Origin of the sequence: Frigoribacterium sp. CFBP 8759 (genome assembly GCF_014841655.1) — a bacterium.
GTDB lineage: Bacteria > Actinomycetota > Actinomycetes > Actinomycetales > Microbacteriaceae > Frigoribacterium.
In genome coordinates this window covers 525,794-550,409 of sequence record NZ_JACYUH010000002.1, presented here as the reverse complement: position 1 = coordinate 550,409, position 24,616 = coordinate 525,794, and the positions used below count along the sequence as shown (strand labels likewise).

23 protein-coding genes and 1 other RNA gene are annotated in these 24,616 nt (G+C 72.1%); 10 read left to right on the top strand and 14 right to left on the bottom strand.

Going from position 1 to position 24,616, the window contains the following annotated elements; genetic code table 11:
* Window positions 1-16: 16 nt before the first annotated feature.
* The gene (locus IFT79_RS07880; protein WP_043592660.1) at window positions 17-1,354 is read right to left on the bottom strand and encodes a glutamine synthetase family protein; all 1,338 of its coding nucleotides are present in this window, start codon (window positions 1,352-1,354) and stop codon (window positions 17-19) included.
* Between the two features lie 37 nt (window positions 1,355-1,391).
* On the opposite strand from IFT79_RS07880, the gene IFT79_RS07875 reads away from it, so the two are divergent.
* The gene (locus tag IFT79_RS07875) at window positions 1,392-3,173 is read left to right on the top strand and encodes an NAD+ synthase (RefSeq protein WP_192123572.1); all 1,782 of its coding nucleotides are present in this window, start codon (window positions 1,392-1,394) and stop codon (window positions 3,171-3,173) included.
* A 66-nt stretch (window positions 3,174-3,239) separates the two neighbouring features.
* Here the strand turns inward: IFT79_RS07875 and IFT79_RS07870 are convergent, their stop codons facing one another.
* Window positions 3,240-3,410 carry an SPOR domain-containing protein gene (locus tag IFT79_RS07870; protein ID WP_123570143.1) on the bottom strand — a complete coding sequence of 57 codons (171 nt, stop codon included), beginning with the start codon at window positions 3,408-3,410 and terminating at the stop codon, window positions 3,240-3,242.
* A 66-nt stretch (window positions 3,411-3,476) separates the two neighbouring features.
* On the opposite strand from IFT79_RS07870, the gene map reads away from it, so the two are divergent.
* Both map and ppgK read left to right on the top strand, forming a co-directional pair.
* Window positions 3,477-4,340, top strand: coding sequence for a type I methionyl aminopeptidase (gene map / locus IFT79_RS07865; RefSeq protein ID WP_056045510.1), 864 nt, complete (start codon window positions 3,477-3,479; stop codon window positions 4,338-4,340).
* Between the two features lie 13 nt (window positions 4,341-4,353).
* Complete coding sequence (gene ppgK, locus IFT79_RS07860) at window positions 4,354-5,115, top strand: polyphosphate--glucose phosphotransferase (protein WP_056045514.1); 762 nt, start codon at window positions 4,354-4,356, stop codon at window positions 5,113-5,115.
* Between the two features lie 75 nt (window positions 5,116-5,190).
* Here ppgK and rnpB read toward each other — a convergent pair.
* The 6 genes from rnpB to IFT79_RS07830 form a co-directional block, all read right to left on the bottom strand.
* Window positions 5,191-5,571: RNase P RNA component class A (gene rnpB / locus IFT79_RS07855), an RNA gene on the bottom strand.
* Between the two features lie 71 nt (window positions 5,572-5,642).
* Window positions 5,643-6,386 carry a zinc ribbon domain-containing protein gene (locus tag IFT79_RS07850; RefSeq protein WP_233568328.1) on the bottom strand — a complete coding sequence of 248 codons (744 nt, stop codon included), beginning with the start codon at window positions 6,384-6,386 and terminating at the stop codon, window positions 5,643-5,645.
* Window positions 6,387-6,498: 112 nt separating this feature from the next.
* The gene (locus tag IFT79_RS07845) at window positions 6,499-7,314 is read right to left on the bottom strand and encodes a Nif3-like dinuclear metal center hexameric protein (RefSeq protein ID WP_192123570.1); all 816 of its coding nucleotides are present in this window, start codon (window positions 7,312-7,314) and stop codon (window positions 6,499-6,501) included.
* A 9-nt stretch (window positions 7,315-7,323) separates the two neighbouring features.
* Window positions 7,324-8,736: a hypothetical protein gene (locus IFT79_RS07840; protein ID WP_192123568.1), complete on the bottom strand. Its 1,413-nt coding sequence runs from the start codon at window positions 8,734-8,736 to the stop codon at window positions 7,324-7,326.
* Between the two features lie 115 nt (window positions 8,737-8,851).
* Complete coding sequence (locus IFT79_RS07835; RefSeq protein ID WP_159826485.1) at window positions 8,852-9,625, bottom strand: alpha/beta fold hydrolase; 774 nt, start codon at window positions 9,623-9,625, stop codon at window positions 8,852-8,854.
* Between the two features lie 29 nt (window positions 9,626-9,654).
* Window positions 9,655-10,794 carry an FAD-dependent oxidoreductase gene (locus tag IFT79_RS07830; protein WP_192123566.1) on the bottom strand — a complete coding sequence of 380 codons (1,140 nt, stop codon included), beginning with the start codon at window positions 10,792-10,794 and terminating at the stop codon, window positions 9,655-9,657.
* A gap of 164 nt (window positions 10,795-10,958) precedes the next feature.
* Between IFT79_RS07830 and IFT79_RS16895 the strand changes: the two genes are divergently transcribed.
* The 3 genes from IFT79_RS16895 to IFT79_RS07815 all read left to right on the top strand — a co-directional run bounded on the left by IFT79_RS16895 (window position 10,959) and on the right by IFT79_RS07815 (window position 14,129).
* Complete coding sequence (locus IFT79_RS16895) at window positions 10,959-11,903, top strand: septum formation family protein (RefSeq protein ID WP_192123565.1); 945 nt, start codon at window positions 10,959-10,961, stop codon at window positions 11,901-11,903.
* Window positions 11,904-12,003: 100 nt separating this feature from the next.
* A complete protein-coding gene (gene cls, locus IFT79_RS07820; RefSeq protein ID WP_056045533.1) occupies window positions 12,004-13,473 on the top strand; it encodes a cardiolipin synthase in 1,470 nt (489 codons plus the stop codon).
* 77 nt (window positions 13,474-13,550) lie between these two features.
* The gene (locus IFT79_RS07815; RefSeq protein WP_192123564.1) at window positions 13,551-14,129 is read left to right on the top strand and encodes a DinB family protein; all 579 of its coding nucleotides are present in this window, start codon (window positions 13,551-13,553) and stop codon (window positions 14,127-14,129) included.
* Between the two features lie 160 nt (window positions 14,130-14,289).
* Here IFT79_RS07815 and IFT79_RS07810 read toward each other — a convergent pair whose 3' ends face one another.
* Window positions 14,290-15,576 carry an Nramp family divalent metal transporter gene (locus tag IFT79_RS07810; RefSeq protein WP_192123563.1) on the bottom strand — a complete coding sequence of 429 codons (1,287 nt, stop codon included), beginning with the start codon at window positions 15,574-15,576 and terminating at the stop codon, window positions 14,290-14,292.
* A 135-nt stretch (window positions 15,577-15,711) separates the two neighbouring features.
* On the opposite strand from IFT79_RS07810, the gene IFT79_RS07805 reads away from it, so the two are divergent.
* Window positions 15,712-17,097 (top strand): hypothetical protein, encoded by a 1,386-nt coding sequence (locus IFT79_RS07805; RefSeq protein ID WP_056045542.1) that lies wholly within the window; start codon window positions 15,712-15,714, stop codon window positions 17,095-17,097.
* A gap of 8 nt (window positions 17,098-17,105) precedes the next feature.
* Complete coding sequence (locus IFT79_RS07800) at window positions 17,106-19,103, top strand: vWA domain-containing protein (protein ID WP_192123562.1); 1,998 nt, start codon at window positions 17,106-17,108, stop codon at window positions 19,101-19,103.
* Here IFT79_RS07800 and IFT79_RS07795 read toward each other — a convergent pair.
* The 4 genes from IFT79_RS07795 to IFT79_RS07780 all read right to left on the bottom strand — a co-directional run bounded on the left by IFT79_RS07795 (window position 19,072) and on the right by IFT79_RS07780 (window position 22,182).
* Window positions 19,072-19,875 carry an SCO1664 family protein gene (locus tag IFT79_RS07795; RefSeq protein ID WP_192123561.1) on the bottom strand — a complete coding sequence of 268 codons (804 nt, stop codon included), beginning with the start codon at window positions 19,873-19,875 and terminating at the stop codon, window positions 19,072-19,074. The genes IFT79_RS07800 and IFT79_RS07795 overlap by 32 nt on opposite strands.
* A complete protein-coding gene (locus tag IFT79_RS07790) occupies window positions 19,875-20,426 on the bottom strand; it encodes a DUF3090 domain-containing protein (RefSeq protein ID WP_056045550.1) in 552 nt (183 codons plus the stop codon). Before IFT79_RS07790 ends, IFT79_RS07795 begins: the two co-directional genes overlap by 1 nt.
* 33 nt (window positions 20,427-20,459) lie before the next feature.
* The gene (locus IFT79_RS07785; RefSeq protein ID WP_192123559.1) at window positions 20,460-21,182 is read right to left on the bottom strand and encodes a histidine phosphatase family protein; all 723 of its coding nucleotides are present in this window, start codon (window positions 21,180-21,182) and stop codon (window positions 20,460-20,462) included.
* Window positions 21,183-21,324: 142 nt separating this feature from the next.
* Window positions 21,325-22,182 (bottom strand): SDR family oxidoreductase, encoded by an 858-nt coding sequence (locus IFT79_RS07780; protein ID WP_192123557.1) that lies wholly within the window; start codon window positions 22,180-22,182, stop codon window positions 21,325-21,327.
* Between the two features lie 91 nt (window positions 22,183-22,273).
* Here IFT79_RS07780 and IFT79_RS07775 point away from each other — a divergent pair, with 91 nt between their 5' ends.
* Window positions 22,274-22,642 (top strand): winged helix-turn-helix transcriptional regulator, encoded by a 369-nt coding sequence (locus tag IFT79_RS07775; RefSeq protein WP_192123554.1) that lies wholly within the window; start codon window positions 22,274-22,276, stop codon window positions 22,640-22,642.
* Window positions 22,643-22,658: 16 nt separating this feature from the next.
* Here the strand turns inward: IFT79_RS07775 and IFT79_RS07770 are convergent, their stop codons facing one another.
* Complete coding sequence (locus IFT79_RS07770; RefSeq protein WP_192123552.1) at window positions 22,659-23,072, bottom strand: hypothetical protein; 414 nt, start codon at window positions 23,070-23,072, stop codon at window positions 22,659-22,661.
* Window positions 23,073-23,200: 128 nt separating this feature from the next.
* Here IFT79_RS07770 and IFT79_RS07765 point away from each other — a divergent pair, with 128 nt between their 5' ends.
* Complete coding sequence (locus IFT79_RS07765; RefSeq protein ID WP_192123550.1) at window positions 23,201-24,601, top strand: dihydrolipoyl dehydrogenase family protein; 1,401 nt, start codon at window positions 23,201-23,203, stop codon at window positions 24,599-24,601.
* Window positions 24,602-24,616: the final 15 nt, after the last annotated feature.

The window sequence follows — 24,616 nt, the reverse complement described above, 5'->3', positions numbered from 1 at the left end:
CGGGGTGGCCGGTCGACTAGAGGATCTCGAGGTTCGAGCGCAGCTCGAACGGCGTGACCTGTGCCCGGTACTCTTTCCACTCTTGTCGCTTGTTGAGGAGCACGTAGTTGAAGACCTGCTCGCCCAACGTCTCGGCGACGAGTTCGCTGTTCTCCATGATCGACAGGGCGTGGTCGAGGCTGGCGGGCAGCTGACGGTAACCCAGGGCACGACGCTCGGCGTCGCTCAGGCCCCAGACGTTGTCCTCGGCCTCGGCGGGCAGCTCGTAGCCCTCTTCGATGCCCTTGAGCCCCGCCGCCAGCATCAGCGAGAAGGCCAGGTACGGGTTCGCCGCGGAGTCGATGGCACGGTACTCGACCCGGCTCGAGTTGCCCTTGTTCGGCTTGTAGAGCGGGACGCGCACGAGCGCCGAGCGGTTGTTGTGGCCCCAGGTCACGAAGCTCGGCGCCTCGTCGCCGCCCCAGAGGCGCTTGTAGCTGTTGACGAACTGGTTCGTCACGGCCGTGATCTCGGGGGCGTGCTTGAGCAGGCCCGCGATGAACTGACGACCGATGGTCGACAGCTGGTACTCGGCGCCCGCCTCGTAGAAGGCGTTGGAGTCGCCCTCGAAGAGCGACATGTGCGTGTGCATGCCCGAACCGGGGTGCTGGCTGAACGGCTTCGGCATGAACGAGGCGAAGACGCCCTGCTCGATGGCGACCTCTTTGATGACCGTCCGGAAGGTCATGATGTTGTCGGCCGTCGTCAGCGCGTCGGCGTAGCGCAGGTCGATCTCGTTCTGACCGGGCCCCGCCTCGTGGTGGCTGAACTCGACCGAGATGCCGAGGTCTTCGAGCATGCGGACGGAGCGGCGACGGAAGTCGTGGGCGGTCCCGCCGGGGACGTTGTCGAAGTAGCCGGCCGAGTCGACCGGCTGGGGGCCGTCGGCGCCGAGCTGGGCGCTCTTGAGGAGGTAGAACTCGACCTCGGGGTGCGTGTAGAAGGTGAAGCCGCGCTCGCCCGCCCGGGCCAGGGTGCGCTTCAGGACGTTGCGCGGATCCGCCACGGCGGGCTGGCCGTCGGGCGTCGTGATGTCGCAGAACATGCGGGCGGTCGGATCGATCTCGCCCCGCCAGGGCAGGATCTGGAAGGTCGTCGGATCGGGCTGCGCGAGGACGTCGGCCTCGTACGAGCGCGTCAGGCCCTCGATGGCCGAACCGTCGAAGCCGATGCCCTCGGCGAACGCCCCCTCGACCTCGGCCGGGGCGATGGCGACGGACTTGAGGGTGCCGATCACGTCGGTGAACCAGAGGCGGATGAACTTGATGCCGCGCTCTTCGATCGTGCGGAGGACGAAGTCCCTCTGTTTGTCCATGCCACGGCCTTTCTGCTCCGCCACTACGGTAGTGGACATGCCCCGACTCCGCTTGGCGCTCGCGCAGACCAACCCCGTCGTCGGCGACCTCGCCGGCAACTCCGCCCAGATCGTCGAGGCGGCCCGCCGGGCCCACGCCGCCGGCGCCGACCTCCTCGCCGCGGGCGAGATGAGCGTCACGGGGTACCCGATCGAGGACCTGGCCAGCCGGCCGAGCTTCCTCCAGGCCAGTCGGCACGCCGTCGAGGTGCTGGCCGAGACCCTCGAGGCCGAGGGCCTGGGCGACCTCCCCGTGGTGGTCGGCCACGCCGACGGACCGTTCGAGCCGCGCCTCCTGGGCACGAGCAACGCCCCGACCGCCATCGCGAAGAACTGCGCCAGCGTCCTGCAGGGCGGTCGCGTCGTGACGACCACCGCCAAGTACCACCTGCCCAACTACTCGGTCTTCGACGAGTACCGCGTGTTCATCCCCGGCGACGAGTTGCTCGTCGTCCGCGTGGCGGGCGTCGACGTCGCCCTCGTGATCTGCGAGGACCTCTGGCGCGACGGCGGCCCCGTCGAGCGCGTGCTGCACGCCGACGCGGGCCTGCTCGTCGTGATCAACGCGAGCCCGTTCGTCCGCGACAAGGACGAGGTGCGCCTCCCCCTCGTCACCCGCCGGGCCGTCGAGAACGACACCCTGGTGGCCTACGTCAACATCGTCGGCGGTCAGGACGACCTCGTCTTCGACGGCGACAGCGTGGTCGTCGACGGCAGCGGCACGATCCTGGCCCGGGCCCCGCAGTTCGACGAGCACCTGCTCGTCGTCGACCTCGACCCCGAGCCGGCCACGGACACCGAGCTGCCCGAGGGCATCCGCCGCGTCGAGCTCGACCCGGCGTCCGACGCGAGCGTCGTCGGTTCCGGTGGCTCCGGGCCGGACGCGGGGCGCGCCTCCTCGTCCCCGGTCGAGCGCGACGTCGCCGACCTGCCCGACGACCGCCAGCAGCTCTGGAACGCCCTGGTGCTCGGCACCCGCGACTACGTGCGCAAGAACGGGTTCCGCAGCGTGATCCTCGGGCTCTCGGGCGGCATCGACTCGGCCGTGTGCGCGGCGATCGCCGCCGACGCCATCGGGGCCGACGCCGTGTACGGCGTCTCGATGCCCAGCCAGTGGTCGAGCGAGCACAGCCGCAGCGACGCCGACGACGTCGCCGAGCGGATCGGCGTGCGGTACTCGACCGAACCGATCGCCGGCCTCGTCGCACCGTTCGAGGACCAGTTGCACCTCACCGGCCTCGCCGCCGAGAACGTCCAGGCCCGCGCCCGGGCGCTCGTGCTGATGGGGTTGTCGAACCTGCACGGCCACCTCGTGCTGACCACGGGCAACAAGACCGAGCTCGCCGTCGGCTACTCGACGATCTACGGCGATTCGGTCGGTGGGTTCGCCCCGATCAAGGACGTCCCCAAGACGATGGTCTGGGAGCTCGCCCGGTGGCGCAACGCCCACGCCGAGTCGATCGGCGAGACCGCGCCCATCCCCGAGAACTCGATCACGAAGCCGCCGTCGGCCGAGCTGCGGCCGGACCAGAAGGACGAGGACTCGTTGCCGCCCTACGAGGTGCTCGACGGCATCCTCGAGGGGTACATCACGAACGCCCTCGGGGCGGCCGACGTCGTGGCGCTCGGCTACGACGCGGACACGGTGGCCGAGATCACGAAGCTGGTCGACCGCTCCGAGTGGAAGCGCCGCCAGGGGGCGATCGGCCCGAAGATCTCGGGCATGGCCTTCGGCCGGGACCGCCGTCTGCCGATCACCTACCGGCCGACGACGGTCTGACGCCCGATCGGCCCGTCGGCGACCGGTCGTCCCGACGGCGAGGCGCCGACCGGACGACCGGACCGGTCAGTCGTTCGCGGCCTCTTCGGCGTCGAGGGCGGCGTTGCGGGCCTTGATCGTCTCGATCGCCCGGGCCGCCTCGTCGCGGGTGGCGTAGGGCCCGGCGCGGTCGACGGCCGGAGAGACCTTGCCCTCCTCGACCTCGTGCGTCTTCGTGTTGAACCAGAACTCGGCCATGGTTTCGTCCTCTCGGTGCGGCTGTCGAGAACGCGAGCCCGTCGCGCTCCCCCTAAGCTTGATCGTATGCCCCGGGACTCCCACGGATTCTTGACCCCGGGCCGGATCTCAGCGCAGCGTCCGGTCCCCCCGTCGATCGCCCGACCCGAGTACGTCGGCAAGGCCGCTCCGGCCGAGTACACCGACGGCGACGTCTACGACGCCGAGACCGTCGAGCTGATCCGCGAGAGCGGCCGCATCGCCTCGCAGGCCATCGACGCCGTCGAGGCCGCCCTCCGCCCCGGCGTGACGACCGAAGAACTCGACCGCATCGCCCACGAGTTCGTCGTCGCCCACGACGCCTACCCGTCGACCCTGGGGTACCGCGGGTACCCCAAGTCGGTCTGCACCTCGGTGAACGAGGTCATCTGCCACGGCATCCCCGACGACACCGTCCTGGTCGACGGCGACCTGATCAACGTCGACATCACGGCGTTCAAGAACGGCGTCCACGGCGACCTGAACCGCACCTTCGTCGTCGGCGAGGCCGCCCCCGAGACCGTCGACCTGGTCGACCGCACCCGTGAGGCGCTGAGGCGCGGCATCAAGGCCGTCGCTCCGGGGCGTCAGGTGAACGTGATCGGTCGGGCGATCGAGTCGTACGCCAAGCGCTTCGGCCTGGGCGTCGTGCGCGACTACACCGGCCACGGCGTCGGACGCGCCTTCCACTCCGGCCTGATCATCCCCCACTACGACGCGCCGCAGTACGACGACGTCATCGAGGTCGGGATGGTGTTCACCATCGAGCCCATGTTGACCCTCGGTGGCATCGAGGCCGACGTCTGGGACGACGACTGGACCGTCACCACCCGCGACAAGAGCCTCACGGCCCAGTTCGAGCACACCCTGGTCGTCACCGAACGCGGTGCCGACATCCTCACGCTCTCCTGAGAAAGGACCACCCATGGCACGCACCGCAGTGGGAATCGACATCGGCGGCACAGGCATCAAGGGGGCGATCGTCGACCTCGACAGCGGCGAGCTCCTCTCGGACCGCATCAAGAAGAGCACTCCCGAGGGCGGCGAACCCGACGCCATCGTCGCGGTCGTCCGGCAGATCGTCGACGAACTCGGCCTCGACGACGCCTCGGTGCCGGTCGGCGTCTGTTTCCCGGCCGCCATCATGGACGGCAAGACCCTCTCGGCCGCCAACGTGTCGAAGAAGTGGATCGGCTTCGAGGCCGAGAAGCTCTTCGAGACCACACTCGGCCGCGACATCCACTTCGTCAACGACGCCGACGCCGCAGGCTACGCCGAGACCCGTTTCGGGGCCGCGAAGGACGTGAAGGGCCTCGTCGTCATGACGACGCTCGGCACGGGCATCGGCACCGCCCTGATCAACGACGGCGTGCTCATCGTCAACGCCGAGCTCGGGCACCTCGAGATCGGTGGCAAGGACTACGAGACCAAGGCCTCGTTCGCGGCGAAGGAGCGCGACGACCTCAGCTGGAAGCACTGGGCGAAGCGCCTGCAGAAGTACTACTCGCACCTCGAGGCCCTGCTCTACCCGCGCCTGATCATCGTCGGCGGCGGCGTCTCGAAGCACCACGACGAGTTCTTGCCGCTGCTCGACCTGCGGGCCGAGATCGTCCCGGCGAAACTCCGCAACAACGCCGGCATCATGGGTGCCGCCGCCCTGGCCGCCGACTCGAACCCGGCGTTCTGAGGCGAGACGCGACCGACGCGAGACGACCCCGGCCGAGGAGGCGCGCCTCCTGGGCCGGGGTCGTCTCGCGTGAGGCGAATGGGCCGACTGCTACGCCGGGTTCTGTCCCGGTGCCGAGGCACCATGGACGGCCATCTCTCTCGGAACTACGTTGCCGCAGCTCTCTAGCGGTCTACCCGGGGACTCGGCGAGCAGCCTCGTCGTCCCCTCTTTGACCTTGCTCCGGGCGAGGTTTACATAGCCGGCCGGTCACCCGAGCCGCTGGTGGTCTCTTACACCGCCGTTTCACCCTTACCCCGTGTCGCACCCGGAGGTGCGACGCGTGGCGGTCTGCTCTCTGTTGCACTTTCTCGCGGGTTGCCCCGGGTGGGTGTTACCCACCGCCCTGCTCTGTGGAGCCCGGACGTTCCTCGGCGACGGGCTCTCGCCCCCCGACGCGACCGTCTTGTCGACCCATTCGCGACCCCGAGCCTAGCGGTGCGACGCCCCTCCGTGTGCCACGGCTCGTGCGGGGGCCCCGCCCCTGGTCAGAGGCCTGATTCGTAGGTGCGGACGAGGACCGCGTTGCTGTCGGGGCAGAGCACGACGTCGTCCTCGGCGGCGGCACGCACGGCCGCGAGGTCGCTGCCCGTCAGGGCCACGCCACTCGCGCTCGACACGCCACCACGCAACAACGAGGCACCCACGCCGTAGCGGTCCCGCTGACGCTCGTAGAGGGCCAGCAGATCGGCGGGCACCGTGGCGGCGATGGTCTCGCGGTTGGCGACGACCTCGGCCCGGTCGGCCTCGAGCTCGGCGAGCTTCGCGTCGCGCCCGGTCTCGGCGTCGACGCGGCGGGTGTCGAGCTGGTCGAGCTCGCCCCGCGTCACCGCCGCGACGGCACCCAGGCTCTCGACGCGTTCCATCACCTCGAGCTGGAGGTCCTCCAGGTCGGAGCGACGCTTGGCGAGGGCGGCGAGCTCACCCTCGAGGGCGGCCACGTCCTTCGAGGACGACGACGACGCGATGCGCTGTTCGTCACGGACGACGCGCGCCTCGACGACGGCGACGTCGGACTCGATGCGCTTGAGCTCGCTCTGCGCGTCCTCCCAGGCGCCCTGCTCGGTCGCGAGGCGGCTGCGGAGGCGAGAGCCGTCGCCCTCGAGCGACGCGAGGACGGCGATCTCGGGGAGGTTCGCCCCCTTGTGCGCGATCTGGCGGAGTGCGGTGTCGAGTTGCTGCAGGTCGAGCAGCAGGGCCTGGTGCTCGTAGCTGGCTTTCATCAGGGGCATGGGGACTCTTCTCGGGGTCGGGGGGAGGCAGGGACGGGGCGACGAGGAGGCGCGTGCCGCGAGGTCTCGCGGCTCGCGACCCGGCGACGTCGCGACGGGCGGCTCGGCGTGCTCACTGCACGACGGCGAAGTCCCACGGGTCGGTGCGCAGGTCGCTAAGGGTGACCTCGACGTCGTGCAGCTCGCGGCGGAGCTGCGCGGCCGCCGTGTCGAGCCAGAGCCACTCGGCCGCCCAGTGCGACACGTCGACCAGGGCGGGGCCGCGGCCGAGCCTCATGAGATCGCGCGCGTCGGAGGCGGGGTGGTGGCGCAGGTCGCTGGTGACGTACACGTCGGCGGCGAGCACCGCCGGGTCGGCCAGCAGCGAGTCGCCGGCACCGGCGCAGAGGGCGACGGTCTCGACGACGCGGTCGGCGTCACCTGCCACACGGATGCCGGACGCGGTCGGGGGCAGCACGTCGCCGAGCTGGCGGGCGAGGGCCACGAGCGTCATGGCGTGCGGCAGGCGCCCGACGATGCCGAGTCCCGTGTCGTCGGTGGCACCCGGGGTGATCGGGCGCTGGTCGACGAGGCCGAGCTGGTGCGCGAGCACGCGGGACGTGCCGGTCTCGACGACGTCGGCGTTGGTGTGGGCGGCGACGAGGCCGCACCCGGCACGGACGAGCCGTGCGACGACCGCACCCTTGGTGGTGTCCTCCGACACCGTCGAGACGCCGTGGAACAGCAGCGGATGGTGGACCAGCAACAGGTCGGCCCCCATGCCGACGGCTTCGTCGACGGTGTCGAGCACGGCGTCGACGGCCAGGTGCACGTGGGTCACGGGCCGGTCGGGGTCACCGACGACGAGACCGGGAGAATCCCACGACGACGCGCCCGCGAGAGGCCAGAGACGTTCGATGACGGAGTGGACCGAGGCGAGGGTGGACACCTCGACAGCCTAGTCGCGAGCCGTCGAGCGGAACCCCGTGATCATGACCGCGACGATGAACGCGACGACCGAGGCGCCGAGCAGGGCGACGACCACCGAGACGGACGTCGACAGGCCGGTGAGGCCCACGGCCCGGACGACGAAACCCTGCCAGGCGAACGAACCGAGGTCGCTCAGGAGCAGACCGAAGCCGACGACGGTGCCGACCACGACGCCGGCGACGACGCCCACCGGACCGCGGGGGGCGACGCGGGTGGCGTCGTCGGGGCGGGTCGAGACCGAGGCGAGCGCGGTCAGGCCGACGAGGCCGGTCGCGACGGGGACGGCGACGGTGGCGAGGACGGCCGAGGCCACGGCCAGGGCGGGGACGAAGGCCAGCACGACGGCCGCGACGACGATCAGCGCGGCCGTGGCGGCGACCACGAGCGCGAGGGGACGACGCAGCAGGGGCGGGACGGGGGCGGAGACGACCGTCTTCCCGTCGGAGGCCGACCGGGTCGGCGCGACCAGCGCCTCCTGGTCGGCTGCCGCCCGGGCGTCCGGGGCGTCGGCGGAGTCGGCGGAGTCGAGCGCGAGGGGACGGGGGCCGGTCGACGGGACGACGACGGGAGCCGAGGTCGGGGTGGCGTCGGCCGGGCGCGCGTCGCGGTCGGCGTCCGGCGCGTGGCCCGCCTCGACGACAGGCCTGGCCTGACGGATCGCCCCGGGCGTCACGACGGGCAGGACCCCGGTGAACCGGAGGCGCGTGGCCTCGAGGGCGCGAGCCGCCTCGTCCGTGCCGACGCGGGTGATCTCGTCCTCCCAGGAGGCGAAGCGCGCGGCCTCGACCTCGCGCAGGGCCAGCTGGGCCTGGACGACGGCCATCAGGTCGATGGTCGCGGTGTCCTCGAGGCGCTTCTCGACCAGGCGCGCGAGCACCTCGTCGTCGAGCGTCATGCGCTCCGGGGGCTGGGGCAGGTCGTCGGGCACCGACACGGCGAGCACCGGCAGGGTGATCGCCGAGGTGTCGACCGAGTGACGGGCCACGCTGGCCGGGCGGGCCTCGAAGGCGTCCGTGGGCACGACGTCGTCGAGGACGACGTCGGCGCGGTGCGAGGGGATCGAGACGGGACGGGGCACCACGGGAGTGGCGGCGTCGACGGGGCGGACCTCGGCGTGGCGCGTCTCGGCCTGACGCGTCTCGGCCTGACGGTCCTCGGTCGTGTCGTCGAGCCGGTCGACGGGGGCCTCGGCGGCCTCGGAGGTCTCGGGGGCGAGGGTCTGGTTCACGGGGTGGTGCTCCTGCTGGTCCGGGCGAGCGAAGGGCTCGGGGACGGTGTCGTCGAGGGGTGCGACGAACGTCACACGGCGCCGGTGGAACGTGACGTCGTCGTCGAGGGGTGCGATGCCCCCGACGCTCGCGGTCTGCACGTTGTCGGCCATGCTCGGATGGTAGGTGACGAACGGCCCCGCGACGGGCGGACTCGCCGGTCCGACCGGCACATTCGTCGTCCGGGGTGCCCCGGCCGACCCCGGGGCGTCCTCGAGGCCCCGAGCGTCAGGAGGCGCGGGTCAGGTGGGCGAGCACCTCGCGGGACACTCCTCGCGAGCCCAGGCCGAGGTGGCCCGACCGGGGGTGCACGGCGAGCGTCGCGTCCGGCAGGCCGGCGACGGTCCGCGCCACCAGGTCGAGGGGGTAGAAACCGTCGGCGCCACCGGCCACGACGAGCGTCGGGGCCGTGACCTCGCCCAGGCGGTCGCCCACGTCGAACGAGTCCTCGGCGTCCAGCGTCACGACCAGGTCGTCGTGTCGGTCGCCGACGACGAAGTGGTGTGCCACCCGTCCGAGGCGCCGCAGGGCGTTCGAGGACGGGACGCCGGTGGTCGTCTGACCGAGCATCGCGGCCGAGGCACCTCTCGCGTCACCGGCCCGGAGGCGCTCGGCCGTGCGCCGCTGGGCCTCGCGCCCGGCCTCCCCCAGCCGGTGGGCGGAGGACACGAGGACCAGTCGACGGACGAGCTCGGGGTGGTCGACGGCCAGTCGGAGCGCGATGCTGCCGCCCGTCGAGGTGCCGACCACGTCGATCGGGCCGTCCGCGATCTCGGCCGCGGCCCGGGCCACGTCGTCGGCGAGGTCCTCCACCGTCGTGCCCTCGGGCAACCCGCGGCGACGACCGAGCGTCCACAGGTCGAGCCGCCGGACGAGCGGCGCCGTCTCGAGCCGCAGCAGGGTCCGGTCCCAGGTCGAGGGGTGGTGGCGACCCGGGCCGACCCCGGGCAGCAGGATCGTCGGGACGCCGCTCCCCCGGCGCACGAAGGGCAGGCCCGCCACGGTGCCCCTGGTCGTCGCGCTCCGGGGGCTCACGGCCGGCCCAGCCGCCGGAACCGCGCGGGGGCGTCGCCGCCCTCGACGAGGTCGACGAGGATCGACCCCACGAGAGGCGTGAACTTGAAGCCGTGCCCGGAGAACCCCGCCCCCACCACGACGGGGCCGACCCGGTCGAGCACGAAGTCCTCGTCGTCGGTGGTCGTGTACGTGCAGCTGATCGGGTCGGCGGTCTCGGCGTCGACGCCGGGCAACCACTCGCGGGCGTACCGCCGCAGCTGCTCGAGCTGCCCGGGGTCGGGTTCGAACGACCGGCGGTCGGGGTGCACGACGGGTCCGGCTCCGTGCCAGCCCGCCTTGACGCCCTCGCCCGGCGTGAGCATGCCGTAGACGACGCCCGGCCACCACGACTCGCCGGGTCGGTCGGGGTCGGGACGGTGGTTGACGCTCGGCCACACGGCCTCGGCGTCGGTCACGGCGAAGTGCGCCGGTTGCTCCTGGGTCACGGTGAGGCGAGGGAGGCGGACGAGGCCCCCGACGACGTCCTCGGTCCAGGCGCCCGCCGTCACCACGACCCGCCGGGCGACGATCTCGTCGTCCGCCGTGACGACCCGGACGCGCTCCGGCCCCTCGACGTGCAGGCCCGTGACCGGCGTCGACCAGCGCAGTCGCGCCCCGTGGGCCTCGGCCGCCCGGGCGAGGACCGTCAGGGCCTCGGCGGCCCGGATGCGTCCGCTGCCCGGCACGTGCAGCACCTCGGTCTCGAAGCGGATGCCCCTCCACCGCTCCCCCGCCTCGGCGGCGTCGACCAGTTCGCTGGGGACGCCCGAGTCGACGTGCAGGGCCCGCATCCGACGGAGCATCGCCGGGCGACCGTGGTTGACCACCCCGACGAGGTCGAGCAGCGGGGTGCCGGTCTCGTCGGCCAGCGCGTCCCACCGCCGCCGCGCCTCCTGCACGAGGGCGACGTAGTCGGCGTCGTCGTAGGCGACGTTGAGGTTCCGGGTCGCGCCGTGGGAGGCACCCCGGTGGTGCCCCTGCTCGAAGCGCTCGACGAGCACGACCTCGTGTCCGCGCGACGCGGCCTGCCAGGCCGTCGCGAGGCCCATGGCGCCGCCGCCGACCACGACCAGGTCGACGTCGACGCGGGACGGACTCGGCTGACCGGACGACATCCCCCGAGCATAGGAGGCGCGGTGCGGCCGCGCCCCCGGCTCACGCCCCGTGGCACGCCCGTCCCCTGGCCCGCCGACGGGGGCTGCTGTGGCCGGGCCGCGTTCCGGTAACATCCCTCGACGGCCGCCACGGGGCGCGGCTCGCGCAGCAGCAGGGGGAACTCGTGGACCGACCAGACGACCGGACGACGACCGAGGGGGCCTCGGACGCGACCCCCGTGTCCGTCGTGGCCGAAGGACTCGTGCAGCGGTTCGGACCGCTCGAGATGCGCGTCCTGCCGAGCGACTACCCCGCCGGCGCCGTCGGGGTCCCGGGAGCCGGCCACCCCGAGATGCTGCGCGTCCGGCTCGGCGCCACCGAGTTCGTCGACCTGGGGCACGACGGATCGCACTGGTTCGCGGTGCCCCTGCGCATCGACGCCTCGGGGCCCACGCCCCTCGAGCAGCGGCGCCGGGACCCCCTCGGCGTCGGGGTGGGCGAGGAGACGTCCGTGGTGCTCGACGCGGCCTCGGCCATGCTGCGACGGTGGGCCGCCCTGGTCCCGCCCGCGTCCCGTCTGGGCACGGCCTGGCCCGCACCGCAGGCGTTCGCGTCCGGTGCCGTCGCGGGTGCCCCGGCACCGAGGCGACGGCGGGGCGTGCTCCTCGGCGTGCTGGGTGCGGTGGGCGTCCTCGCCTTCGGCGGGATCTGCTTCGCCCTCTACCAGGCGAACGGGGGCGAGGGAGGCGTGATCGAGACCGGTTCCGAGCTCGTGAGCGAGCTCACCACCGGGGACTGCTTCGACATGACGGAGGGGATCGACGACGAGTACCAGACGTTCGTCGACGTGACCGCCTGCGGCGAGGTGCACCACTTCGAGGTGTTCGCCGAACCGGTCCTGGACGACGAGGCGTTCCCCGGCGACGACGAGGTCGGGCAGCTCGGCGACGACGCGTGCTTCGAGGTCTTCGACGACTACGTCGGGTCCGCCTGGGAGGACTCGGCCCTCGACTACGGCTGGTTCACGCCGACCGAGGACACCTGGGCCACCGGCGACCGCGAGGTCACCTGCTACCTCGCGACCGCACCCGAGGGCGAGTCGGCCAGCCTGGCGGGCAGCGGTCGCTGACCTGCGGGGCGGGCAGCGGGCGCTGACCTGCGCGGCGGGGTCGAACCGGCGACACGAACGGGGGCGGCCCCGTCCGCCGTCGACCTGCGATGATCGGCGGATGACCTGGCGCAAGCTCCTCAAGGCGTTCCCCACCGTGATCCTGGTGGTCGACATCCTCATCAGGATCGTGTCGGTGGCGGTCGTGCCGCGCAACCGGCGACCGAGTTCGGCCATGGCGTGGCTGCTGGCGATCTTCGTCGCCCCCATCCCGGGCAGCGTCCTCTACGGTCTCCTGGGCAGCACCAAGCTGCCGAAGGACCGGCGGGACAAACAGCGCGAGATCAACTCGCTCATCCTCGAGAACACGCAGGGTCTCGACAACCGCGTGCCGACCGACACCCAGCCGCCGTGGTTCGGGACGGTGGTCCAGCTGAACCGCACGCTCGGTGCCATGCCCCTCATCCCCGGCAACACGACGCGGCTGCTGCCGGACTACGCCGGATCGATCGCGGCCATGACCGAGGCCGTCGACGCGGCCGAACGATACGTGCACGTCGAGTTCTACATCTTCACGCGCGACGAGTCGACCTTCCTCTTCTTCGACGCGCTCAAGCGTGCCCACGACCGTGGCGTGAAGGTGCGGGTGCTCTACGACCACTGGGCCACGATCCGCAACCCCCAGGGCCGGGTGACGCGCACCTGGCTCCGCGATTCCGGCATCCGTTTCGAGGAGATGCTGCCGTTCCACCCCACGAAGGGCATGTGGCGCCGACCCGACCTGCGCAACCACCGCAAGATCGTCGTCGTCGACGGCGACGTGGCGTTCACCGGCTCGCAGAACATGACCGACCCCAGCTACAACAAGCGCGGCAACATCCGACGCGGCCTGCAGTGGAAGGACCTCATGGTGCGGCTCGACGGTCCCGCCGCGATCGGCCTCAACGCGCTCTTCATCACCGACTGGTACAGCGAGACGGACGAGTTGCCCACGGACGCCGGGGCCGAGCCGCCCGTCGAACGACGCGGGGGCGACGACGCCTACGAGTGCCAGGTCGTGCCGAGCGGACCCGGGTTCGACGGGGAGAACAACCTGCGGTTGTTCAACGCCCTGGTCTACGGCGCGCAGGAACGCCTCATCATCGCGAGCCCCTACTTCGTGCCCGACGAGTCGATGCTCTACGCCATCACCACCGCGGCGGAGCGCGGGGTGGACGTGCAACTCTTCGCCTGCGAGGTCGCCGACCAGTTCCTCGTCTACCACGCGCAACGCTCGTACTACGAGACGCTGCTGCGGGCCGGGGTGCGGATCTTCCTCTACGAGAAGCCGATCGTCCTGCACTCGAAGCACTTCACGGTGGACGACGACGTGGCGGTGATCGGCTCGAGCAACATGGACATGCGGTCGTTCAGCCTCAACTTCGAGGTGTCGCTCATGGTGCGCGGAGCGGGCTTCGTCGACCAGGTCCGCGAGGTCGAGGCGGACTACCGCGCGAAATCGCACGAGATCACCCTGGCGAGTTGGCTGACGAGGCCCGCTCCCCTGCAGGTGCTCGACAACGTCGCGCGCCTCACGGCGGCGGTGCAGTAGGTCCGCCATCTCCGGGCTGCCCGGCCAGGGGCGGTCGGCCGGTGGACGGTCGACGCCCTGAGGGGCAGAGTGTCGGCATGGACCAGAAGGAACACCTCAGCCGGTACCTGACCCGTTCGCGCGACGACCTGGTGCGCAAGCTCGACGGACTGTCGGAGTACGACGTCCGTCGCCCGCTGGTGCCGAGCGGCACCAACCTGCTCGGGCTGGTCAAGCACGTCGCCACCGTGCAGCTCGGCTACCTCGGCGACGTCTTCGGGCGACCGAGCGGCATCGAGACGCCCTGGTTGACCGACGAGAACGAACCCGAGGCCGACCTGTGGGCGACTCCGGACGAGAGCCGCGGCTTCGTCGTCGACCTCCTGCAGCGGTCGAACGCCCACGCCGACGAGACCGTCCGGGCGTTGCCGCTCGACGCGCCCGGCGACGTCCCCTGGTGGGGACCCGACCGCCGTGCCGTCACGCTGCACCAGATCCTCGTGCACCTGACCGTCGAGACCGCCCGGCACGCCGGCCACGCCGACGTCGTCCGCGAGTTGATCGACGGCGGCCTCGGCAACGGCCCCGCCGACCCGAACGTGCCGGACCGCGATGCCGACGGATGGCGACGACACCACGACCGCGTCGAGGCCGCCGCCCGCGCCGCAGGCAACTGACCGCCCCGCGCCACCGTCCGCCCCGCGCCACCGTCCGCCGCCGGCCCGCGTGCGCCTGACCCGTGACGTCGGCAATTCCTGCCTCCCGGCGCGAGACCGGCTTGACCGCCCCGCGGGCGGCACGTGCCGCAGCAGGGACCAGGAATTGCCGACGCGCGGGTCAGGCGAACAGCTTGCCGACCTCGGTCACGAGCTGCTGCGCACCCAGCACGACGAAGAGCACGGCGCAGATCCCCATGAGCGAGTTGCTCACCCACCGGCTGCGCCACTCGGCCGGCGTGCGTGACGAGTTCAGCAGCCAGAGCAGGGTGATCGCCAGGAACGGCATGAAGAGCGCCCCGAGCACGCCGTAGAGCACGATCAAGCCGATCGGCCGGTCCAGGAAGAGGATCGCCATCGGAGGAACCGTGAGCCAGACGACGAACACCCGGTAGTAGAGGCCGCCGATGCGGCGTCGGGGGTCGTCCGCGTCGAGACCGCGAAGGGTGCCCACGAAGTCGGCGAACATGAGCGACACACCGTTCCACACGCCGAGGATCGACGAGAACGAGGTCGCGAAGAACCCGATCAGGAAGAACCAGGTCATGAAGGTGCCGTAGCGCTCGCCGAGGACGGCCGCGAGCTGGACCAGCCCCCCTTCTCCGTCGGCCACCGCGATGCCGCCGGAGTACAGGAGCTCGGCCCCGACCACGAGCATCGCGAGGACGAAGACGCCGCTCACGACGTAGGCGACGCCGTTGTCGAGTCGCATGACCTTCATCCAGCCCGGACTGTGCCAGCCCTTCTCGCGCAACCAGTAGCCGTAGGCGGCGAGCGTGATGGTGCCGCCGACCCCGCCGGTGACGCTGAGCGCGACGACCAGCCCGTTCTCGGGGATGGTCGGCACGAGACCGGCCGCGAGTTCGCCGAGGTTCGGCAGGGTGACGATCGCCGAGCCGACCACCGTGACGAACATGAGGCCGACGAAGAAGGCGATGACCTTCTCGAAGAACGAGTACTTGCCGAACCACACCATGACGCCGCCGAGCACGCCGGCGCCGATCGCGAACACCTTGAGGTCGACCCCCGGGAAGAGCGCCTGCAACGGCAGCGCGGTCGAGCTCATCGCGGCGGCCCCGTAGACGAAGCCCCAGACGACGACGTAGACGCCGAAGTACACGCTCGTCCAGCGCCCGAGCGATCGCCACCCCTCGAAGATCGACCGCCCCGTGGCCAGCGACCAGCGCCCGGCGCCCTCGACGAGGGCGATCTTTACGACGACGCCCACGACCACGGTCCAGGCGAGGGCGTAGCCGAAGCGGGAGCCCGCGACGAGGGTGGCGACGAGGTCTCCCGCCCCGATGCCGGTGGCCGCGACCACCAGCCCGGGGCCGATGACGCGCCATCTCTTCGTCGAGACGGGGGTCGTGAGGTCGGGTGTCCGGAGGGCGTCGTCGTCGGCAGCCATGTCGGCCAGTCAACCGGCTCCGACGAGAGGCGACCACCGTCGCGCGACGGATGTCGTCGAATCGTGACGTCTCGGCAAGCTCGCAGGAGGCGCCCCTCGCCAGGTCCGGGTCGGGAGCGTAGCGTCACCGGGGTGATGCCTCCCTCCGCGAGAACCGTCGGCGAACTCAGGCGCTCGGGGCACGTCCCCAAGCCCCTCCGCACCGAGATCCGAGACAACCTGCTCGACGCCCTGCGCGAGGGACGTGATCCCTGGCCGGGACTCCACGGCTTCCGGTCCACGGTCATCCCGCAGCTGGAACGGGCCTTGATCGCGGGCCACGACATCGTCCTGCTGGGAGAGCGCGGTCAGGGCAAGACCCGCCTGCTCAGGACGCTCGCCGGTCTGCTCGACGAGTGGTCCCCCGTGATCGAGGGGTCCGAGCTGGGCGAGCACCCGTTCGAGCCGATCACGAGCGAGAGTCGCCGTCGCGCCGCCGAGCTCGGCGACGACCTGCCCGTCGCCTGGCGGGGACGCGACGAGCGCTACGTCGAGAAGCTGGCGACGCCCGACACGAGCGTCGCCGACCTGATCGGCGACGTCGATCCGATGCGGGTGGCCGAGGGACGCAGCCTCGGCGATCCCGAGACGATCCACTTCGGGCTCATCCCCCGGGGCCACCGCGGCATCGTCGCGGTCAACGAGTTGCCCGACCTCGCCGAGCGCATCCAGGTGGCGATGCTCAACGTGATGGAGGAGCGCGACATCCAGATCCGCGGTTACGTCCTCCGCCTCCCGCTCGACGTGCTCGTCGTGGCCAGCGCCAACCCCGAGGACTACACCAACCGCGGGAGGATCATCACGCCCCTCAAGGACCGCTTCGGTGCCGAGATCCGGACGCACTACCCGGCCGAGCTCGCCGACGAGGTCGCGGTCGTCCGTCAGGAGGCCGACCTCGTCGCCGAGGTGCCGGACCACCTCGTCGAGATCCTGGCGCGCTTCACGCGCGCGCTCCGCGAGTCCCCCTCGGTGGACCAGCGCAGCGGCGTCAGCGCCCGCTTCGCGATCGCCGGAGCCGAGACCATCGCGGCCGCCGCCCTGCACCGCGCGACCCGACAGGGCGAGGACGAGGCCGTGGCACGACCGATCGACCTCGAGACGGCCGTCGACGTGCTCGGCGGCAAGATCGAGTTCGAGTCCGGAGAAGAGGACCGTGCCGAGGAGGTCCTCGAGCACCTGCTGCGGACGTCCACCGCCGAGACCGTCCGTGCCCACTTCCGCGGGCTCGACTTCGACGGGCTCGTCGACGCCCTCGAGTCGGGCGTCATGGTGACCACCGGTGAGCAGGTCACCGCCCGGGAGTTCCTGGCCGGTCTGCCCTCGCTCGGCGAGGACGACCTCTACGACCGCGTCGCCGAACGGCTCGGCGCGACGACCGACGGCGGTCGGGCCGGCGCCGTCGAGTTGGCGCTCGAGGGCCTCTTCCTGGCCCGACGCGTGAGCAAGGAGAGCGGCGACGGTGAAGCGGCCTACGGGTTCTGAGGTGCGACGTGGCTAGGGCGAACCGTCGCCTGCACCGGGCCGCGCGCTACCAGAGGTACGCCGACGGGCCCGACCCGCTCGCGCCTCCTGCCGATCTCTCCGAAGCACTCGACGCCGTCGGACGGGACGTCATGGCGGGCACGAGCGCCGAGGCGGCACTCCGTGAGTTCCTCCGGCGCGGTGGTCGCGACCAGACCGGTCTCGACGACCTCGCCCGCCGGGTCGCGGAACGTCGGCGGGCCCTGACCCGCGACCACCACCTCGACGGCACGCTCCACGAGGTCCGTGAGCTCCTCGACAGGGCCCTACGGGCCGAGCGCGCCCAGCTCGCCCGGGACGTCGACCTCGACGACGGCGACCGCGCGCTCGCCGAGCTCCAGCTCGACAGCCTTCCGCCGTCCCCCGCCGGCGCCGTCGCCGAGCTGTCGGAGTACCGGTGGCAAAGCCGGGAGGCCCGGGACGCCTACGACGAGATCAAGGACCTGCTCGGTCGCGAGATGCTCGACCAGCGCTTCGCGGGGATGAAGACCGCCCTCGAGAACGCCTCGGACGCCGACCGCGAGGCCGTGGCCGAGATGCTGCGCGACCTCGACGACCTGCTCGACGCCCACGCCCGTGGTGACGACACCCCTGAGCAATTCGACGACTTCATGGCGAAGCACGGGGCGTCGTTCCCCGAGCAGCCGGGCGACGTCGACGCGTTGATCGACGCCCTGGCCGCTCGTGCGGCCGCCGCCCAGCGCCTCCGCAACTCGATGACGGCCGAGCAACGGGCCGAGCTGGACGCCCTGGCCCAGCAGGCCTTCGGCTCCCCCGACCTGATGCAGTCCCTCGAACGGCTCGACGGCACCCTGCGTGCGCTCCGACCAGGGCAGGACTGGAGCGGCTCCGAGGGCATGGACGGCGAACAGGGCCTCGGGCTCGGCGACGGCACGGGGGTCTTCCAGGACCTCGCCGACCTCGACGCGCTCGCCGAGCAGCTGGCCCAGCAGTCGAGCGGCTCGTCGCTCGACGACGTCGACCTCGACGCCCTGCGCCGCCAACTGGGCGAGCAGGCCGCCGTCGACGCCGCGGCCCTGCGGCGGCTCGAGAAGGCCCTCCGCGACTCGGGTGCCCTCCGCCGCCGGGCCGACGGCACGCTGGCCCTGACGCCCCGGGCCATGAGGCAGCTCGGCAAGGACCTGCTGCGCGACGTCGCGGCGAAGATGTCGGGACGAGCGGGGAGGCGCGAGTTGCGGTCCGCGGGAGGCCTCGGCGACCGCTCCGGCGCGAGTCGTGAATGGGCCTTCGGCGACACCGAGCCGTGGGACGTCACCCGGACGATCACGAACGCGGTCACGCGGACCGCCGCCGGGGGCGGCCGGACCGGCGGCGGGGTGCGGATCGAGATCGGCGACGTCGAGGTGCACGAGACCGACGCCCGGACGCAGGCCTGCGTCGCCCTGCTCGTCGACACGTCGTTCTCGATGGCGATGGAGGACCGCTGGGTGCCGATGAAGCGCACGGCCCTCGCCCTGCACACCCTGATCACGTCGCGCTTCCGCGGCGACGACCTGCAGCTCATCGGGTTCGGCCGGCACGCCGAGGTCATGCCGATCGAGCAGCTCGTCGCCCTCGACGCGAAGTGGGACAAGGGTACGAACCTCCACCACGCCCTTCTGCTGGCGAATCGGCACTTCCGCAAGCACCCGACCGCGCAACCCGTCCTGTTGATCGTCACCGACGGCGAGCCGACCTCCCACCTCGAGCCTGGCGGTGAGGTCTTTTTCGACTACCCGCCGCACCCCGTGACGATCCTGCGGGCCGTGGAGCAACTGGACGTGGCCCGCCGCCTCGGCGCGCACACGACGTTCTTCCGGCTCGGCGACGACCCGGGGCTCGCCCGCTTCGTCGACGGGATGGCGCGGCGGGTTGACGGCACGGTGACCGCCCCCGACCTGGACGACCTCGGAGCGGCCGTCGTCGGGTCGTACGTCAGAACACGGGCCACGGAACCGCCGGCATAGGGCCGTGCGGCTCGGGGAAGACGGAGGACGCGAGCAGGCGGGCGCAGCGGTCGTCGAGCGCCTCGAGTTCGTCCGACGTCACGAGCGGCGCGAGGGCCGTCCCCAGGCCACCGGACAGACCGGCCCGGACGCGCTCGACCCCGGCGAGTTCGTCGGTGGTGAGCGGATCGCCGATCCAGCCCCAGAGCACGGTGCGCAGTTTGTGCTCGGCGTGGAAGGTGAGGCCGTGGTCGACGCCGTGCCGTCGTCCGTCGGACAGGGCGAGCACGTGGGCACCCTTGCGGTCGGCGTTGTTGACCACGACGTCGAAGACGGCCATGCGGCGGAGGGCATCGGTGTCCTCGTGGATCAGGGCGACCGGCCCGTCGTCGCCCTCGCCCTCCAGCACGAGGCGCCACCCGTCGTCGGGCAGGTCGTCGACCGGGACGAGGTCGACGGCGTCCTGCTCCGGGTCGACGTCCTGCCAGAGCTGGACCATGCCCTCGCCGAGCGGGCCGTCGCGCAGCCAGGTGCGCGGGACGACGTCCCAACCCAGGGCCTCGGAGACGAGGTAGGCCGCGACCTCACGATCGGCGAGGCGACCGTCGGGGAAGTCCCAGAGCGGCCGTTCGCCGGCGACGGGCTTGTAGATGACCGACACGTCGCCGAGGCGGGCCAGGAACGACGCGTTCGACGCCGTGCGGATGCGACCGGTGAGCTCGAGGTCGACGTCGTCCGGCGGAACGGTGGCGGACGCCTCGGGGGGAGCGTCCTCGGCCGACGCCGAGGACATCAGAGGTCGCCGGACAGGACGCAGACGTGGCCCTCGGGGTCGATCGGCTGCCCGCAGAAGGGGCAGAGCGGTCGACCGGCCCCGACGATCTCGAGGGTCCGAGCCGCGAACGCCCTCGCCGTGCCGACGGGGATGCGGACGACCAGGACCTCGTCCGGCTCGAGCTCGGCCTCGTCGACGTCGGCGTCGTCCGCCACCTCGACCAGCGGGAACGCCTCGATGACGACCTGGGCGGTGGACGGGTCCCAGCCGAGGCTGAGCGCCCCGGCCCGGAACTCGGGCTCGACGGGCTGGTCGAGGGGCTCGTTGTCGACGAGCTCGACCGGGATGCCGGTGGGCACGCTGACCGGGTTGCCGTCGGCGGCCATCACCTGGTCGAGGATCTCGTCGATCTTCTCGGCGAGTGCGGCCGACTGCATCTTCTCGAGGCCGACGCTCGTGACCCGCGACCCGTCACGGGCCTGGAGGTAGAACGCGCGGGAGCCGGGACGGCCGATGGTCCCGACGACGACCCGATCCGGCCAGTCGAAGGTGTGGACGATGGAGGGCATGCCGCGAGTCTACGAGCGCCCCGCCGCCGACGCTCAGGTCGCGGGAGGCTCGTCGCCGGCGGCGTCGCCGCCCGCCGGACCCGCGCCTCCCCCGACGGCGGCGTCGCCGACGGGAGCCGCCTGCCGCAGCCACGAGAGGTCGCCCGAGTCCGTGTTCGTCGCGACGACGTCGGGGCGGTTCGGCCCGTAGCGGACGATCGACACCGAGGCCGGGCCGACGCTGATGCGCTGGAACAGGTCGAGGTGCATGCCGTAGGCGTCGGCGAGGATCGACTTGATGATGTCACCGTGGCTGACGGCGACCCACACGGCGCCCGGACCGTGTTCGGCCTCGAACGCGGCGTCGTGCCGGCGGACCGCGGCGACCGCCCTGGACTGCATGGTCTGCAGCGACTCACCGCCCGGGAAGACCGCGGCGGACGGCTGGTTCTGCACGACGGACCAGAGGGCCTCGCCCGCCAGGTCCTTGAGCGGCCGACCCTGCCAGTCGCCGTAGTCGCATTCGGTGATGCCCCGCTCGACGGGCGTCGCCGGCGTCCCGGTCTGACGGTCGAGGATCGCCCGGGACGTCTGACGGCAGCGTTCGAGAGGACTCGACACGACGCCGACGAGCGGCACGACGGCGAGCCGGTCGGCGGTCCGCCGCGCCTGCTCGCGTCCGACGTCGTCGAGCCGGACGCCGGCCGTCCGTCCGGCGAGCACGCCGCTCGCGTTGGCGGTGGTGCGTCCGTGTCGGACGAGGACGAGGGTGGCCATGCGTCGAGCCTAGACACCGGGACCCGCCGTCGACGCCGGACGCCGGCCGCTCGGCGCCGGGGAGGGGCCGACGAGGAGGCGCGGTGCCCGGACGACCGGAACCGCGCCTCCTGCGGGCTGCTGCCCCCGCGTCTCGGCGGGACTACGCGGTGGCAGCGGTGAGGGCCTCGACGAGCGGGGTCGTCGGGCGGCCGATGAGACCGGAGAGGTCGCCGCTCGTGTCGGCGAGCAGCCCGTCGCGGATGTTCCCGTCGAGCGCGACGACGAAGCCGACCGTGCCCTCGTCCAGGCCGAGGCCCCGCAGGCGTTCGGCGTGCTGCTCGGGCGTGAGCGACTCGTACCGGACCGGGCGACCCGTGACGACGGTGAGCGCCTCGGCGAACTCGTCGAAGGACCAGGCCTGGTCGCCGGACAGCTCGAAGGTGCGACCGGCGGTCGACTCGTCGAGGGCCGCGGCGGCGGCGGCCTCGGCGTAGTCGCGTCGGCTGGCGCTGGCGACGCGACCGTCGCCCACGCTCGCCGAGACGACGCCCGACTCGCGGGCGGTGGCGATCTCGCCGACGTAGTTCTCGGTGTACCAGCCGTTGCGCAGCAGCGTCGTGGGCACCCCGGAGGCGGCGAGGTGCTCCTCGGTCGCCTTGTGCTCGGGCGCGAGGACCAGGGGCGAGGTCGAGGCCGCGAGGACGCTCGTGTACACGATGCGCGCGGCACCGGCGGCCGCGGCGGCGTCGACGACAGTGCCGTGCTGTGCCACGCGCTGACCGACCGCGTCGCTCGAGATGAGGACGACGACGTCGCCGGCCTCGATGACGGCCGCGACGGTGTCGGGCCGCGTGTAGTCGAGCTCGGCGGTGCGGACGCCGCGCTCGGCGAGGTCGGCCAGCTTCGAGACGTCGCGCGACGTGGCGACGACGCTGTCGGGGGCGGCGCCGCGGGCGAGGAGGGCCTCGACGACGAGGCGGCCGAGCTGGCCGGAGGCGGCGGTGACGATCGTGGACATGGTGTTCCTTTCGGTTGCGTGCCCGGGACAACGACGACGATCCACCGGGACTTCCCATCTGCAGGTACGCACCTTTTTGTAAGCTACTGACGTGGACGTCGGATTAGTGAACCCTGCCCGCCCTGCACCCTCGGGTCGTTTCCCGGCGGAGTGCCCGAGCCGCGTGGTGCTGACCCACGTGACGAGTCGGTGGGGAGTGCTGATCCTGCTGGCGCTCGAACGCGGGCCGATGCGGTGGGGCGAGTTGCGACGCGAGATCGAGGGCGTCAGCGAGAAGATGCTCGCCTCGACCCTGAAGACCCTCGAGGCCGACGGCATCGTCCATCGCGCCGCCCAGCCGACGATCCCGCCGCGGGTCGACTACTCGCTGACCGAGCGTGGCACCGACCTGGCCGCCCGCCTCGTGCCGCTCATGGACTGGATCCTCGACAACGCTGACGAGATCGTCGCGGGCCGGTGAGCGATCGGTCGACCGATCAGGACGACGCCCCCGCTGCCAGGTACGTGGACGCGAGGTAGGCCGTCGCACCCACGATGAAGACGACGAAGATCGGCATCGCGACCAGCAGGAACGTCCTCTCGCGGGGCGGTACGTAGGCACTCGACTTCCGCAGGGTCGACGCGAGCATCCCGAGGCCGAGGCCGGGGAAGAGCAACAGCGCGAAGGTCGGCAAGGAGTGTTCGACGCCGTGTCGCCGATACGGCGTGGTCGTCCACACCGGGACCTGGGTCCAGACGAAGACGACCAGGCCGAGCGAGACGACGATGCCGACGACGAGGGCCACGCGCATCCACCGGACGAGCACCCGCCCCCGAGCGACGTCGTCGTCCGTGAGCGGCACCGTGCGGGGCGTGCCGTCGGGCCGGGTCGTCTTCAGGTCGATGGTCACGTGGTGATGCTAGCGAGTCGGACGGACCGGTCTGCTCCTCCGCCTCGACTCGCCTGCACGGGCGTCCGCCCATGGCCACCTGGTTGAGTTCGTCCTGACGACCGACGCGACGAAGGGGCAGGCAGCACATGGGCATCTCGGAGAAGGACTACGACGTCGCCGTCATCGGCGCCGGTCCGGCGGGCACCGCGGCGGCCCTGCGCGCAGCCGAACTCGGGGCCCGCGTCGTCGTCCTCGAGGCGGGGCGCGAGGGAGGCACCTGCGTGAACACCGGATGCGTGCCCACCAGGGTGCTGGCCAAGACGGCCCGGCTGATCCGCGAGACCCGGCACGCGGACGTCTACGGCGTCGACGTCGCTCCCCCGACGATCGACTGGGCGACGACCGTCGCCCGCGTCCGGGAGCGCGTCGACGCGGTGCGGTCGATCAAGCGGGAGGCCGAGCGGTTCGAGGCCGCGGGCGTCGAGCTGGTCCACGAGGGCAGGGCCCGGTTCGTCGACGACTCGACCCTCGCCCTCGACAGCGGGCGGACGATCTCGGCGGCGTCGATCCTGATCTGCGTCGGCGGTCACTCGCGCCGACTGCCGATCCCGGGCAGCGAGCTGGCGACGGTGCCCGAGCACGTCCTCGACCTGCCGTCCCTCCCCCACCGGGTGGCCGTGATCGGCGCGGGCAACACGGGCGCACAACTCGTGACGGTGTTCGACGCGTTCGGCAGCGACGTGACGCTCCTCGACGTCGCCCCGCGGGTGCTGACGACGTCGGACGCGTCGATCTCGGAGGCGGTCTCCGTCGCGTTCACCGAGCAGGGCATCGACGTGCGCACCGGGATCGACGGCGTCGAGAGCCTCGCCCGAGCCGACGACGGCTCGATCACCCTGACCTGGCGGCAGGACGACGCGAGCGTCCGGGCCGACTTCGACGTGGTCGTCATGGCCACGGGGTGGCCGGCGGACGTCGCGGACCTCGGCCTGGAGAACGCCGGGATCGAGGTGGAGCGCTCGTCCGTCCCCGTCGACCGGTACTTCCGGACCGTCGTCCCGCACGTCTTTGCCGTGGGCGACGCCAACGGCCGCGACATGCTGGTCCAGGCCGCCCAGTTCGAGGGGGAGGCCGCCGCCGAGAACGCCGTCCTCGGCGCCAACCGCCGCACGCCGCACCACCTCCTGCCCGCCGGTGGGTTCACCGACCCGGACTACGCCGGCGTCGGCCTCACCGAGGACGAGGCCCGCGAGGCGGACGAGTCGTGCGTGGTCGTCACGATCCCGTACTCGACCGTGGACCGGGCCGTGATCGACGACCGCGAGACGGGGTTCCTCAAGCTGATCGCCGACCGCCGTCGCGAGCTCGTGCTCGGTGCCCATGCCGTCGGTGAGAACGCCGTCGAGGTGGTCCAGGCGGTCACCACCGCCATGGCCGGCGGCGTCGACGTCGCCACGCTGGCGGAGGTGCGCTTCGCCTACCCCACCTACAGCGCGGTGATCGGGATGGCGGCCCGGGCCGTGCTGGCGGATCGCACCGCGCGCTAGGAGCCCGCGGGCGCC

Excerpts from the sequence above, each read along its gene's own strand:
- IFT79_RS07880 (WP_043592660.1), bottom strand. The coding sequence starts at position 1,354 with ATGGACAAACAGAGGGACTTCGTCCTCCGCACGATCGAAGAGCGCGGC.
- IFT79_RS07875 (WP_192123572.1), top strand. The coding sequence starts at position 1,392 with ATGCCCCGACTCCGCTTGGCGCTCGCGCAGACCAACCCCGTCGTCGGC.
- IFT79_RS07870 (WP_123570143.1), bottom strand. The coding sequence starts at position 3,410 with ATGGCCGAGTTCTGGTTCAACACGAAGACGCACGAGGTCGAGGAGGGC.
- map (WP_056045510.1), top strand. The coding sequence starts at position 3,477 with ATGCCCCGGGACTCCCACGGATTCTTGACCCCGGGCCGGATCTCAGCG.
- ppgK (WP_056045514.1), top strand. The coding sequence starts at position 4,354 with ATGGCACGCACCGCAGTGGGAATCGACATCGGCGGCACAGGCATCAAG.
- IFT79_RS07850 (WP_233568328.1), bottom strand. The coding sequence starts at position 6,386 with ATGCCCCTGATGAAAGCCAGCTACGAGCACCAGGCCCTGCTGCTCGAC.
- IFT79_RS07840 (WP_192123568.1), bottom strand. The coding sequence starts at position 8,736 with ATGGCCGACAACGTGCAGACCGCGAGCGTCGGGGGCATCGCACCCCTC.
- IFT79_RS07830 (WP_192123566.1), bottom strand. The coding sequence starts at position 10,794 with ATGTCGTCCGGTCAGCCGAGTCCGTCCCGCGTCGACGTCGACCTGGTC.
- cls (WP_056045533.1), top strand. The coding sequence starts at position 12,004 with ATGACCTGGCGCAAGCTCCTCAAGGCGTTCCCCACCGTGATCCTGGTG.
- IFT79_RS07815 (WP_192123564.1), top strand. The coding sequence starts at position 13,551 with ATGGACCAGAAGGAACACCTCAGCCGGTACCTGACCCGTTCGCGCGAC.
- IFT79_RS07810 (WP_192123563.1), bottom strand. The coding sequence starts at position 15,576 with ATGGCTGCCGACGACGACGCCCTCCGGACACCCGACCTCACGACCCCC.
- IFT79_RS07805 (WP_056045542.1), top strand. The coding sequence starts at position 15,712 with ATGCCTCCCTCCGCGAGAACCGTCGGCGAACTCAGGCGCTCGGGGCAC.
- IFT79_RS07795 (WP_192123561.1), bottom strand. The coding sequence starts at position 19,875 with ATGTCCTCGGCGTCGGCCGAGGACGCTCCCCCCGAGGCGTCCGCCACC.
- IFT79_RS07790 (WP_056045550.1), bottom strand. The coding sequence starts at position 20,426 with ATGCCCTCCATCGTCCACACCTTCGACTGGCCGGATCGGGTCGTCGTC.
- IFT79_RS07785 (WP_192123559.1), bottom strand. The coding sequence starts at position 21,182 with ATGGCCACCCTCGTCCTCGTCCGACACGGACGCACCACCGCCAACGCG.
- IFT79_RS07780 (WP_192123557.1), bottom strand. The coding sequence starts at position 22,182 with ATGTCCACGATCGTCACCGCCGCCTCCGGCCAGCTCGGCCGCCTCGTC.
- IFT79_RS07765 (WP_192123550.1), top strand. The coding sequence starts at position 23,201 with ATGGGCATCTCGGAGAAGGACTACGACGTCGCCGTCATCGGCGCCGGT.